Annotated in this window: 9 protein-coding genes; 6 read left to right on the forward strand and 3 right to left on the reverse strand. The window is 68.3% G+C overall.

Annotation, left to right across the window (positions count from 1 at the left end; all coding sequences use genetic code 11):
- Positions 1–12: 12 nt before the first annotated feature.
- The 3 genes from EXE63_RS23230 to EXE63_RS23240 all read left to right on the forward strand — a co-directional run bounded on the left by EXE63_RS23230 (position 13) and on the right by EXE63_RS23240 (position 3,627).
- On the forward strand, positions 13–1,704 hold the full coding sequence (locus tag EXE63_RS23230; protein WP_168143874.1) for a DEAD/DEAH box helicase: 1,692 nt from the start codon (positions 13–15) through the stop codon (positions 1,702–1,704).
- Positions 1,701–2,852, forward strand: a complete 1,152-nt coding sequence (locus EXE63_RS23235; RefSeq protein WP_168143875.1) for an acyltransferase family protein — start codon at positions 1,701–1,703, stop codon at positions 2,850–2,852. The genes EXE63_RS23230 and EXE63_RS23235 overlap by 4 nt, the downstream gene beginning before the upstream one ends.
- A gap of 61 nt (positions 2,853–2,913) precedes the next feature.
- Complete coding sequence (locus tag EXE63_RS23240) at positions 2,914–3,627, forward strand: siderophore-interacting protein (RefSeq protein ID WP_168143876.1); 714 nt, start codon at positions 2,914–2,916, stop codon at positions 3,625–3,627.
- Here EXE63_RS23240 and EXE63_RS23245 read toward each other — a convergent pair.
- Genes EXE63_RS23245 through EXE63_RS23255 form a run of 3 tightly spaced genes read right to left on the reverse strand, consistent with a single transcriptional unit; the run spans position 3,612 to position 6,568 of the window.
- Positions 3,612–4,202, reverse strand: a complete 591-nt coding sequence (locus EXE63_RS23245; protein ID WP_168143877.1) for a TetR/AcrR family transcriptional regulator — start codon at positions 4,200–4,202, stop codon at positions 3,612–3,614. The two genes, EXE63_RS23240 and EXE63_RS23245, sit on opposite strands and share 16 nt — an antisense overlap.
- Entirely contained in the window at positions 4,202–5,437 is a 1,236-nt protein-coding gene (locus EXE63_RS23250; protein ID WP_168143878.1) for a cytochrome P450, read from the reverse strand. The genes EXE63_RS23245 and EXE63_RS23250 overlap by 1 nt, the downstream gene beginning before the upstream one ends.
- Before the next feature lie 24 nt (positions 5,438–5,461).
- Positions 5,462–6,568, reverse strand: coding sequence for a hypothetical protein (locus tag EXE63_RS23255; RefSeq protein ID WP_168143879.1), 1,107 nt, complete (start codon positions 6,566–6,568; stop codon positions 5,462–5,464).
- 170 nt (positions 6,569–6,738) lie between these two features.
- Between EXE63_RS23255 and EXE63_RS23260 the strand changes: the two genes are divergently transcribed.
- Genes EXE63_RS23260 through EXE63_RS23270 form a run of 3 tightly spaced genes read left to right on the forward strand, consistent with a single transcriptional unit; the run spans position 6,739 to position 12,512 of the window.
- Positions 6,739–9,309 carry an ABC transporter ATP-binding protein/permease gene (locus EXE63_RS23260; protein WP_168143880.1) on the forward strand — a complete coding sequence of 857 codons (2,571 nt, stop codon included), beginning with the start codon at positions 6,739–6,741 and terminating at the stop codon, positions 9,307–9,309.
- Positions 9,306–11,042, forward strand: coding sequence for an ABC transporter ATP-binding protein (locus EXE63_RS23265; RefSeq protein ID WP_168143881.1), 1,737 nt, complete (start codon positions 9,306–9,308; stop codon positions 11,040–11,042). Before EXE63_RS23260 ends, EXE63_RS23265 begins: the two co-directional genes overlap by 4 nt.
- Before the next feature lie 48 nt (positions 11,043–11,090).
- On the forward strand, positions 11,091–12,512 hold the full coding sequence (locus EXE63_RS23270) for an aldehyde dehydrogenase family protein (RefSeq protein WP_168143882.1): 1,422 nt from the start codon (positions 11,091–11,093) through the stop codon (positions 12,510–12,512).
- Position 12,513 lies beyond the last annotated feature (1 nt).

Genomic DNA, 12,513 nt, shown 5'->3' on the forward strand with positions numbered 1-12,513 from the left:
ACTGCTCTTGAAATGACGTCGCCTGATGAACCCACCCCCACTGCCGAGCTGACCTTCGCTGACCTGCAAATTCACCCTGCGGTGTTGCAGGCCGTCACCGATGTCGGCTACGAGTCGCCGTCGGCGATCCAGGCTGCCACGATTCCGGCCATGCTGGCCGGCTCCGATGTGGTCGGCCTGGCCCAGACCGGAACGGGCAAGACCGCCGCCTTCGCCATCCCCATCCTGTCCAAGATCGACCCGACCAGCAGGCACACCCAGGCCCTGGTGCTGGCACCCACCCGTGAGCTGGCACTGCAGGTCGCCGAGGCATTCGGCCGTTACGGCCAGCACCTGCCCGGCATCAACGTGCTGCCCATCTACGGCGGCTCGTCGTATGGTCCGCAGCTGGCCGGGCTCAAGCGCGGGGCACAGGTCGTGGTCGGTACCCCGGGCCGGGTGATCGACCACCTGGAGAAGGGTCGCCTGGACCTCTCGCACCTGGATTACCTGGTGCTCGACGAGGCCGACGAGATGCTGCAGATGGGGTTCGCCGAGGATGTCGAGCGCATCCTGTCCGACACCCCCGAATACAAGCAGGTGGCGCTGTTCTCGGCGACCATGCCGCCGGCCATCCGCAAGATCACCAGCAAGTACCTGCAGGACGCCGTCGAGGTCGCGGTCAAGACCAAGACGGCGACCGCGGAGAACATCACGCAGCGCTTCATCCAGGTCGACGGCCGCCGCAAGATGGACGCGCTGACCCGGGTTCTGGAGGTCGAAGAATTCGACGCGATGATCATCTTCGTGCGCACCAAGCAGGCCACCGAGGAGGTCGCCGAGAAGCTGCGGGCGCGCGGGTTCTCCGCCGCCGCCATCAACGGTGACATCGCGCAGGCGCAGCGCGAACGGACCATCGCCAACCTCAAGGCGGGCGGCGCCAAGGGCATCGACATCCTGGTGGCCACCGATGTGGCCGCCCGCGGCCTGGATGTCGACCGCATCACCTATGTGCTCAACTACGACATCCCGCACGACCCGGAGTCCTATGTGCACCGCATCGGGCGCACCGGCCGGGCGGGCCGCTCGGGCACGGCGCTGCTGTTCGTCTCACCCCGGGAACGCCATTTACTCAAGTCGATCGAACGGATCAGCAGGCAGAAGCTGATCGAGATCGAACTGCCCAGCGTCGACGACGTCAACGCCGGTCGGGTCGCGAAGTTCAACGATTCGATCAGCGATGCGCTCAACGCGCCGGGGATCGAGCTGTTCCGCAGGCTCATCGAGGACTATGAAAAAGACCACGATGTGCCGATCGCCGATATCGCCGCCGCGCTGGCGCTGGAGTCGCGGGACGGCGAAGCCTTCCTGATGACCGAGCCGCCGCCGGAGAAGCGCCGCGAGCGCGAGGAACGCGCGCCACGCGAGGACGGGCCGGGACGCAAGAAGCACAGCACCCGGAGCGATCTGGCGACCTACCGCATCGCGGTCGGCAAGCGGCACAAGGTCATGCCCGGTGCCATCGTCGGCGCCATCGCCAACGAGGGCGGCCTGCACCGCAGCGACTTCGGCCACATCGCCATCAAGGTCGATCACTCGCTGGTGGAACTGCCCGCCAACCTGCCCGGCAAGGTCTACAAGGCGCTGGAGAACACCCGCATCCAGGGCATCTTGATCAACCTGCAACCGGAACGGAGCAGCAAGCCCCGTCGCAAGGACTCGTGACGGCGCAACAACAAGCCCAGGGTGGTCTGGAGTCCGTCTCGACCACTGATCGGGTCGCTGCCCTCACCGGTGTCCGTGCCGTTGCTGCCCTGCTGGTGGTGCTCACCCACGCCGCATACACCACGGGGAAGTATCCGCAGGGTTACACCGGCCTGGCGCTCTCGCGTGCCGAGATCGGTGTGCCGATCTTCTTCGTGCTCTCCGGGTTCCTGCTGTTCCGGCCCTGGGTGAAGGCCGCCGCCGCCGGGACGGCACCGCCGTCGGTGCGCCGGTACGCCTGGCACCGGGTGCGCCGGATCATGCCCGCCTATGTGGTCACCGTGCTGGCCGCCTACGCGCTGTACCACTTCCGGCATGCCGGACCGAACCCCGGACACACCTGGGAAGGGTTGCTGCGCAACCTTTCTCTGACGCAGATCTACGCCGACAACTACGTCTACCGGTTCCTGCACCAGGGCCTCACCCAGATGTGGAGCCTGGCGGTCGAGGCCGCGTTCTACGTGGCCCTGCCCGCGCTGGCCTGGCTGCTGCTGGTCCTGCTGTGCCGGCGCACGTGGCGCCCGGGGCTGCTGTACTTCGGGCTCGCCATGCTGTTCGCGGTCAGCCCGGGCTGGCTCGTGCTGGTGCACACCACCGATTTTCTGCCCGACGGCGCGCGGCTCTGGTTGCCGACGTATCTGGCCTGGTTCGTCGGCGGGATGCTGCTGGCGGTGCTGGAGGCCAGGGGTGCACGGGCCTACGCCATGGTGTGCATCCCGCTGGCGGTGGTCAGCTATTTCATCGCCTCGACCCCGATCGCGGGGGAGCCGACCACATCGCCGGCGCTGCTGAGCGAGGCCATCGTCAAGACGATCTTCTACGCCGGCATCGCCACCCTGGTGGTGGCGCCGCTGGCGCTGCCCGGACCCACCCGGGCCGGGGACAAGGGCTGGTATTCGCGGCTGCTGGCCAGTAGGCCAATGGTGTTCCTCGGCGAAATCTCCTATGAGATCTTCCTGATCCACCTGGTCATCATGGAGCTGGTGATGGTCGAGATCCTGCGCGATCCGGTCTACACCGGATCGATGACGGCGCTGTTCCTCGGCACCATGGTGGCGACCGTTCCGCTGGCCTGGTTGCTGCATCGCTTCACCCGGGTGCGCGACTGACGACAGAGCCCCTCCGGCTTAGGTTAGGCTAAGCTAACCTAAGTTGAACCGAGGAGGGACGATGATCGAAATCAAGCCGCAACGCGGTATCGAAGGTGTGCTGGTCAAGCTGTGGCGGGGCGGCGACTACGAACTCACGGTCACCGGCCGCACCGAGATCACCCCGAACTTCCTGCGTCTGCACTTCACCGGGCCCGAACTGCTCACCGAGCGTTCGATCCATCCGACGATGTGGGTCCGCGGCTGGTTCCCGGACGGCTCGCGTTCGCATCAGCGCGGCTACACCCTGGTCAACCCGGATCCCGAAGCCGGAACCGTCGATATCGACTTCGCCATGCACGACGGGGTCGCCACCCGCTGGGCGCGCGAGGCACAGGCCGGCGACACCCTGGAGGTGACGGTGTTGGGCAGCGATTTCGCCATCCCGGAACCGGCGCCGGCCGGTTACGTCATCGTCGGCGACACGGCGTCACTGCCGGCCATCAACTCCCTGCTGGAGGCCATCGGTGATGCCCCCGCCCAGGTCTTCCTGGAGTCCTCGCATGATGACGATCGCGAGTTGCCCACCGGCAGAACCGATGTGACGTGGGTTGACCGCGCGGATGACGGCGGTGCCCTGGTCGATGCGGTGGCCGCGGCGGCCTTTGATGCCCCGGACCATTTCGGCTGGGTGGCCTGTGACAACCGGACCACCCGGGCGGTCGCCCGGGTGTTGCGCGACGACTACAAGATCCCGCGCAAATCGGTGAAGGCCCGAGCCTACTGGGCGGCCTGAGTCGCGGCTGCCACCAGTGGCACCACGAACGTCTCGAGCATCATGCGTTCGTCGGCCTCGTCGCGGCCGGGAAACTGCAGCAGCGAGATCAGCACCCGCACCAGCCAGCGCGCCCGTAGTTCCACATTGCCCTGATCGAGACGGCCTTGCTCGCCCATCGACGCCAGGAATGCCTGCACCAGTGACCGGATCACCTCTGAACGTTCGGCCATTTCGCCACCGATCGGGCGGGCGGTACTGGCGAACCACGAAGCGAGTGCCGGGGTTTCACGCACCCGGTGCAGCGCGGTCAGCGCACCCTCGGTGACCCGTTGGTGCGGATCGGTCACCCCGGCCAGTCGCTCGCCGATCTCCCCGAACAGCCGGTGGGTCTCCCGGTGCACATAGGCGGTGTAGAGCACGTCACGGTTCTCGAAGTAGCGGTAGAGCGTGGCCCGCGAACAGCCTGCGGCACGGGCGATCTCGTTCATGCCCACCGCCGCGGCGTCGTGTCTGGTGAACAGCTCCTCGGCGGCGTCCAGAATGCGTTCGGCGGCGGCCTCGGTGCGTCGCTCGGCCAGCCAATCGGTACCCATCAGGTCACTGTAAAGGGCACCGACAGCGGGCGTCGCACATAGCCGCCGCCGGCCCACACGACGTTGTCCTCGTCGACCTCGAAATCCGGTATGCGGGTGAGTAGTTCCTCCAGCGCGACGCGCGACTGCATGCGGGCGGCCGCCGCGCCCAGGCAGTGGTGCGCGCCGTGGCTGAACGTCAGGATGTTGCGCGGCTTGCGGGTGATGTCGAGTTCGGCGGCATCCGGGCCGTACTGGCGTTCATCACGATTGCCGGAGCCGTACAGCAGCAGCACCCGGCGCCCCGCCGGGATGGTCGTCTCGGCGACGGTGACATCGCGGGTGGCGGTGCGGGCCAGGCCCTGCACGGGCGAGGTGAGCCGCAGGAACTCGTCAACGGAATCCGGGATGAGTTGCGGGTTTTCGGCCAGCATGCGGCGCTGGTCGGGGTTGCGGTGCAGCAGTTGCACCGAGCCGCCCAGCATTCCGGTGGTGGTGTCGTTGCCGCCGGTCACCATCGTGAAGGTGAACGCCAGGATGGAGAGCACGCCGGCGATGTCACCGTCGGCTCCCACGCCCGCGGCCACCAGGTGCGACACCGTGTCGTCGGCCGGTTCGACGCGCCGGCGTTCGATGAGTGCGGTGAAGTAGGCCATCATCCCGCCGAGTGCATCGCCGAGGGTCTCCAGCGCACCGCCGATACCGCCCTCGGAGGTGTTGGCCGCCACGATGGCATCGGTCCAGCCGTCGAACTGACCGCGATCCTCCTCGGGCACACCCAGGTAGTGCGCCACCACCATGGACGGCAGCGGTTTGAACAGCTGGGCGACGATGTCCCCGCCGCCGTTCGCGCGCAGTTTCTCGATGCGTTCGATGACGTACTCGCGGACCTTCGGTTCCACGGACTCCACCTGCCGGGGGGTGAATCCCCGTGAGACGAGCTTGCGGAATTCGGTGTGCACCGGCGGATCCTGCATCACCATCGGCGGATTGTCGGCCAGGCCGATCATCTCCAACTCGCCGTAGTTGACGGTCAGGCCCTGCGCCGAGGAGAAGGTCTGGTGGTCACGCGCGGCGGCGAAGATGTCGGCGTGCCGGGACATCACGTAGTAGTCGCCCGCCGGATCCGGTGTCGCGACATGGTGCACCGGGTCGTGGTCGCGGAGCGCGCGGTACATGGGGAACGGGTCGGGCCAGGTTTCGGCGGTGCCGAGTCGGAACACGGCCGGAGCTTCGTGAGACATATCAGCTGACATGTCTCATAAATATGACAATTGAAGTTAGATGTCAAGGTTGGGGCGTCGAACCGCAGCGCAGTACGGAAGCGGCGCGTTGCGGTCGTTCGCCGTGGATCGCGCCCCGTGCGGCGCTGCACACCCGAGCTCCCGACGATCACCGGCCGAAACGAACCGCGCCGGGCTGCCCATCGCCACCTCGCGTCGCTGCAGCGGCGCGCTCCCGGTCAGCACCAACACGACCGCGAAACCGTCGTGATCACCCGTCGTGGTGGTGGGGGTGTTGTACGCGTTCTCCAGCGGCACGAGGCCGCCGTAGGTCGCCTGACCGCCCGAGATCAGCGCCGTGGCTAGTGCGTCGCGTGCCTCGTTGGACGACACGTAGACGTGCCCGGGCAGCAGTCCGGAGAACCCGACCCGCTCGGTGCTGAAGGCGCCGCTCCACACGAAGCCGGCGTCGGTCTGGATCGGATCGGGCCCGAAGAACCGGCCGTGATCGTTGCGGAACAGGAAGAAATTGTTGGAGTAGGCCAGCAGCGGACCCTTGGGCTTCTGCCCGTAGGTCACGCCGTCGATGGCGCCGCGGAACCCGACATTGTGCAGGGGTTGCGCGGGAAACCGGGATCGCAGCATGGCGTTGTTGAGCCCGCGATTGGCTTGCGCGCCCGTCGTCGAATGCGGGTCGACGATGATGACGTTGACGGTCTCCAGCAGCTTCTTGCCGCCGAGGCGCTTTCCGCCCCAGTCCGCGATCTGACCGTTCGCCTTCAGCATCCACTTGCCGATATCGCCGTACGCGGTGGAGATGGCGTCCGCAGGGGTGGGAGTCGAGGGTTCGGCAATGCCCGCGATGGCCGCTTCCTCGCGGGCCGCCGTGAAAACGTCGGCCGCCGCGCGGCTCGGCGCGGCAGCCGTCATGCTGCGGCGCACCGCCGTCTTCGGTGTCGCGGGTTTCCTCGTCGAAAGTTCGGCCGTGGTGGGCTTTACGGCCGAGGGTGACGCCGAGCTTTCGGCCGACGTGGCGCCACCGGTGGGACCGTCCGCGTGCGCAGAGCCGATACCGCCGGCGATCGCGGCGCCGATTCCGAGGGCCACCGCCACCGACCCGACGACACCGGCGCGCTTCGAGGTGCCGTGCCCGCCTGCGGTCATGTCGAATACCCCCCGGCGGGGAGCGTATCCCGGGTTTTGGTCGCAGGAATGGATGTTGAGCAAAGATCCGGGGTCGGTCGAACGGTCACCGGGGACACCACCCGCGGGATGGGTAAGGCTAGCCTTAGCCCAGACGTTCGCAGCACTTGCGACGGGGGAGGAGATCGCCGATGGCACGCGGCTTCCAGGGCGTGATGATGCGCGGCTTCGGCGCGCGTGACCACGAGGTGACCGTGCTGGGGGCCGAGCGGCTGGCGCCGCACTGCCTGCGGATCCGGATGGTCTCGGCCACGGTGTTCGAGGACTCCAATACCGACCCGACGTCCTGGCTGCGCTTCTGGTTCCCCGACCCTGAGGGCACCGACACCGAATTCCAGCGGGCCTACACCATCTCGGAGTCCGATCCCGAGACCGGGCGTTTCGCCGTGGACGTGGTGCTCCACGAACCGGCCGGGCCCGCGTCGGCCTGGGCGGCCACCGTCGAACCCGGCGCGACCATCGCCGTCATGGTGATGGGGTCCAAGGGGTTCTCGGTACCCGAGGCCGTCGAGGACCGGCCGGCCGGCTACCTGCTCATCGGTGACGCGGCCTCCCAGCCGGCCATCAACGGCATCATCGGTGCTGTCCCGCACGACATCCCGATCGAGCTCTACCTTGAGCAGCACCACGACGATGACGCGCTGATCCCGCTCGCCGAACATCCGCGCCTCACCGTGCACCGGGTCCCGCACCGGGATGCGGAGTCCCTGGCCGCCGCCATCGAGGCCCGCGACTGGTCCAACTGGTATGCGTGGGCCGGGCCGGAAGCCGGTGTGCTCAAACGCCTGCGTACCCGGTTGCGGGACGAGTTCGGCTTCCCCAAACAGGAGATCCACGCCCAGGCGTACTGGACCGAGGGCCGCGCCATGGGCAGCAAACGCGGTGACGACACGCCGCAGACCTCCGCACACCCGCCCCAGGTTGAGCCCGCCGCCCCAGCCGCTGCGGCCGCCACCCCGACGGGCACCTGGCGCGCGCAGGCGGCCGGCCGGCTGCTGGCCCCGCTGAAGAAGACGCTGATCATCTCCGGGGTGCTGCAAGCCCTGATCACCCTGATCGAGCTCGCACCCTTCGTGCTGCTGGTCGAACTGGCCCGGCTGCTGCTCATCGGTGCGGACTCCGTTGAGTTGTGGAACCTCGGCATCGCCGCGGTGGCGCTGCTGGGCACCGGGACCTTCCTGACCGCCGCGCTGGCGCTGTGGCTGCACCGGGTGGATGCCCACTTCGCGCGCGAACTGCGCGGGCGACTGCTGACCAAGATGTCCCGGCTTCCGTTGGGCTGGTTCACCGCCCGCGGGTCGGGGTCGATCAAACAGCTCGTCGCCGACGACACCCTGTCGCTGCACTACCTCATCACCCACGCCATCCCCGATGCTGTCGCCGCGGTCATCGCACCGGTCGCGGTGCTGGTCTATCTGTTCGTCGTCGACTGGCGCATCGCGCTGGCGCTGTTCGGCCCGGTGCTGGCCTATCTGGTGCTGATGTCGGTCATGTCGATCCAGTCGGGCAGCAAAATCGCCGCCGCCCCGCGCTGGGCGGAGCGGATGAACGGCGAAGCCGGGGCCTACCTGGAAGGCCAACCGGTGGTCCGCATCTTCGGTGGCGCCGCCTCCTCGAGCTTCCGCAACCGGCTCGACGAATACATCGGCTTCCTGGTCGACTGGCAGCGGCCCTTCGTCGGCAAGAAGACCCTGATGGATCTCGTCACCCGGCCCACGACGTTCCTCTGGCTGATCATGATCGTGGGCACCCCGCTGGTGGTCGGCGGCCGGATGGATCCGGTGAACCTGCTGCCGTTCCTGTTGCTGGGCACCACCTTCGGGGCCCGGCTGCTGGGCATCGGCTATGGGCTCGGCGGTATCCAGGGCGGCATGCTGGCCGCCCGGCGGGTGCAGAGTGTGCTCGACGAACCGGAGCTGACGGTGCGCGAGGGTTCCGCACCCGGCACGGCCGACGGCACCGTCGTCTTCAGCGGTGTCACCTTCGGGTATCGCCCCGAGGTGCCCGTCATCAAGAACGTCAGCCTGACGCTGCGCCCGGGCACCGTGACCGCACTGGTCGGTCCGTCGGGCTCGGGAAAATCCACGCTGGCCGCACTGCTGGCCCGCTTCCACGACGTGCAGCGAGGGGCGATCACCGTCGACGGTGCGGACATCCGCACACTGTCCGCCGACGAGCTGTACCGCCGAATCGGCTTCGTGCTGCAGGAAACTCAGCTGGTGCACGGCAGCGCCGCGGAGAACATCGCGCTGGCCCGACCGGACGCCGACACCGAGGCGATCACCGCGGCCGCGCGGGACGCCCAGATCCACGAACGCATCCAACGACTGCCCGGCGGGTATGACACCGTGCTCGGTGCGGGCGTCGGGCTCTCCGGTGGTGAGCGTCAACGCCTGACCATCGCACGGGCCATCCTCGCCGACACTCCGGTGCTGATCCTCGACGAGGCCACCGCCTTCGCCGACCCGGAATCGGAATACCTTGTCCAGCAGGCATTGAACCGGCTGACTCGGGACCGCACGGTCCTGGTCATCGCGCACCGGCTGCACACCATCGCGCACGCGGATCAGATCATCGTGCTCGACGACGGTGAGGTCGCCGAGACCGGCACCCACGACGACCTGCTCGCCGCGGGCGGGCGGTACCGGGCGCTCTGGGATTCCGGCAGACCGGTTCGTGCGGGACAGGAGGCGGCCCGATGATCCGCACTCTGCTGGCGCTCATCCCCGGCGATCGACGCGGCCGGGTCTGGCTCTACACCGCGCTCACCGTCTTCTCGGTGCTGCTGCGCGCAATCGGGGTCGTGCTGCTGGTGCCCTTGGTGGCAGCACTTTTCAGCGACACCCCGGCCGACGCCTGGCCGTGGCTGGGCTGGCTGACCGCGCTGACCGTGACCGGCTGGCTGATCGACACCACCACCGCGCGGCTGGGTTTCGACATCGGCTTCGCGGTGCTCGACGGCACCCAGCACGATATGGCCGATCGACTACCGGACATCAAGCTGGACTGGCTGACCCAGGAGAACACCGCCACCACCCGGCAGGCGATCGCCGTAACCGGCCCCGAGCTCGTCGGCCTGGTGGTGAACCTGCTGACGCCGCTGATCGGTGCCGTCTTGCTGCCCGCGGCCATCGCGGTGGCACTGTTGGTGGTGTCGGTCCCGCTCGGGCTGGCGGCCTTCGCCGGTGTAATGATCCTGCTCGGTGCGCTGTGGCTGGCCGGGCGGCTCAGCCGGACCGCGGACCGGGTTGCGGGGGAGGCGAACTCGGCTTTCACCGAACGCCTCATCGAGTTCGCCCGCACCCAGCAGGCGCTGCGCGCGGCGCGCCGGGTCGAACCGGCGCGCAGCCTGGTCGGCGCGGCGCTGCAGGCCCAGCACGGCGCCGGTCTGCGGCTGCTGACCATGCAGATTCCCGGTCAGCTGCTGTTCAGCCTGGCCAGCCAGCTCGCGCTGATCGTGTTCGCCGCGGCGACCACCGTGCTGACCCTGCGCGGGGATCTCACTGTCCCGGAAGCCATTGCGCTGATCGTGGTCATCGCCCGCTATCTGGAACCCTTCACAGTGCTCAGCGAACTGTCCGGCGCGCTGGAATCCACCCGCGCGACGCTGGCCAGGATCCAACAGGTGCTCGACGCACCGACCCGCTCGGCAGGCGCCGCGGTGCTCACCGATGATGGAACACCGCGGATCGCGTTCGAAGGCGTCACGTTCGGCTACGACGGCGAGCCGGTGCTGCAGAACCTCAGCTTCGCGCTGGAACCCGGCACCACGACGGCCATCGTCGGACCGTCCGGTTCGGGCAAGAGCACCATCCTGGGCCTGATCGCCGGGCTGCACGAACCCGACCGGGGTCGCGTGCTGTTCGGCGACGTCGACCTGGCCACCCTGCACCCCGAGTCCCGCCGCGCCGCGGTGAGCGTCGTCTTCCAGCAGCCCTACCTGTTCGACGGGTCGTTGCGCGACAACATCCTCGTCGGTGACCCGGCCGCCGATGCCGACACGCTGGCCGGCGCGACCCGGCTGGCCCGGGTCGACGAACTGTCCGCCCGGCTTCCCGACGGGCAGCGGACCGCGGTCGGGGAGGCCGGGTCCGCGCTGTCCGGCGGCGAGCGTCAGCGGGTCAGCATTGCCCGCGCGCTGGTCAAACCGGCGCCGGTGCTGCTGGTCGACGAGGCCACCAGCGCGCTGGACACCGAGAACGAAGCGGCGGTCGTGGACGCACTCACCGCCGACCTGCGTCCCCGCACCCGGGTGATCGTCGCGCACCGGCTGGCCAGCATCCGGCGCGCCGACCGGGTGTTGTTCGTCGAGGACGGTCGCATCGTCGAGGACGGCACCATCGAGGATCTGCTCGCCGCGGATGGCCCGCACCACCGGTTCCGGGAGTTCTGGAGCCGGCAGCACGCCGCGGCCGACTGGCAGATCACCGTCTGATCCCCGCGATTTCCTCCGCGCAGCACCTCGATGAGGAAGGTTGTTCTCATGCGTGAATACCTCCAGTTCTTCATCGACGGTGACTGGGTCGACCCGGAACAGTCCGCCACCCTCGACGTCGACAATCCGCGCACCGAGCAGGTGTCGGGCCGGATCGCCCTCGGGTCGGCCGCCGATGTGGACAAGGCCGTGCGGGCCGCCCGGGGCGCGTTCCCGGCCTGGTCGGCGACCAGCCGCGAGGATCGCCTGGCCGTGCTGGGTGCCATCATGGCCGAATACCAGAAGCGCATGGGAGACCTTGCCGACGCGGTCGGTGAGGAGATGGGCGCCCCGCCCGGGCTGGCCGGCGGCCCCCAGGTCAACCTGGGTCTTGGTCACCTCGCCGCGGCCATCGAGGCTTTGACCCATTTCGAGTTCGAATCCGATCGCGGGGCCACCCGGGTGATCAAGGAGCCGATCGGGGTGTGCGGGCTCATCACGCCCTGGAACTGGCCGCTGAACCAGATCGCGGCCAAGGTGTATCCGGCGCTGGCCGCGGGCTGCACCATGGTGCTCAAACCGTCCGAGGTGGCCCCCTACTCCGGCCAGATCTTCACCGAGATCATCAGCGCCGCAGGCATTCCCGCCGGCGTCTACAACATGGTCTTCGGCGACGGTCCCGGTGTCGGTGCGGCGATCTCCAGCCACCCGGGTATCGACATGGTGTCGTTCACCGGGTCCACCCGCGCCGGTATCGAGGTCGCCCGCAACGCCGCACCCACCGTCAAGCGGGTGAGCCAGGAACTCGGCGGCAAGAGCCCGAACATCGTGCTCGACGATGAGGCCTTCGCCAAGGGGGTGGCCGCCGGCGTCTCGGCGATGATGCTCAACAGCGGCCAGAGCTGTAACGCACCGTCGCGGATGCTGGTGCCCAATTCCCGGATGGACGAGGCGATTGCGATCGCCCGTGAGGTCGGCGCCGCGGTCACCGTCGGCGATCTGGAGGACAAGACGGCCATCGGGCCGGTCGCTTCCAAGGTGCAGTTCGACAAGATTCAGGGCCTGATCCAGCAGGGTGTCGACGCCGGCGCCGATCTGGTCGTCGGTGGCACCGGGCGCCCCGAGGGGCTGGACACCGGCTACTACGTGCGGCCCACGGTGTTCGCGAATGTCACCAACGACATGGTGATTGCCCGCGAGGAGATCTTCGGCCCGGTGCTCTGCATCCTGGGCTACGACGATCTCGATCAGGCCATCGAGATCGCCAACGACACCGATTACGGCCTGGCCGGCTATGTCTGGGCCGGTGACATCGAGAAGGCCCGCGAGGTCGCCCGCCGGATCCGCGCCGGCTCGGTGGCCATCAACCATGCCTTCGACATCGCGGCACCGTTCGGCGGGTACAAGTCCAGCGGAAACGGCCGCGAGTGGGGCGATTTCGGCTTCCACGAATACCTGGAAGTCAAGGCCGCCCTCGGATACTCGCGCTAGG

Source organism: Mycolicibacterium frederiksbergense, assembly GCF_012223425.1.
Taxonomy (GTDB): domain Bacteria; phylum Actinomycetota; class Actinomycetes; order Mycobacteriales; family Mycobacteriaceae; genus Mycobacterium; species Mycobacterium frederiksbergense.

Excerpts from the sequence above, each read along its gene's own strand:
- EXE63_RS23230 (WP_168143874.1), top strand. The coding sequence starts at position 13 with ATGACGTCGCCTGATGAACCCACCCCCACTGCCGAGCTGACCTTCGCT.
- EXE63_RS23240 (WP_168143876.1), top strand. The coding sequence starts at position 2,914 with ATGATCGAAATCAAGCCGCAACGCGGTATCGAAGGTGTGCTGGTCAAG.
- EXE63_RS23245 (WP_168143877.1), bottom strand. The coding sequence starts at position 4,202 with ATGGGTACCGATTGGCTGGCCGAGCGACGCACCGAGGCCGCCGCCGAA.
- EXE63_RS23250 (WP_168143878.1), bottom strand. The coding sequence starts at position 5,437 with ATGTCAGCTGATATGTCTCACGAAGCTCCGGCCGTGTTCCGACTCGGC.
- EXE63_RS23255 (WP_168143879.1), bottom strand. The coding sequence starts at position 6,568 with ATGACCGCAGGCGGGCACGGCACCTCGAAGCGCGCCGGTGTCGTCGGG.
- EXE63_RS23260 (WP_168143880.1), top strand. The coding sequence starts at position 6,739 with ATGGCACGCGGCTTCCAGGGCGTGATGATGCGCGGCTTCGGCGCGCGT.
- EXE63_RS23265 (WP_168143881.1), top strand. The coding sequence starts at position 9,306 with ATGATCCGCACTCTGCTGGCGCTCATCCCCGGCGATCGACGCGGCCGG.
- EXE63_RS23270 (WP_168143882.1), top strand. The coding sequence starts at position 11,091 with ATGCGTGAATACCTCCAGTTCTTCATCGACGGTGACTGGGTCGACCCG.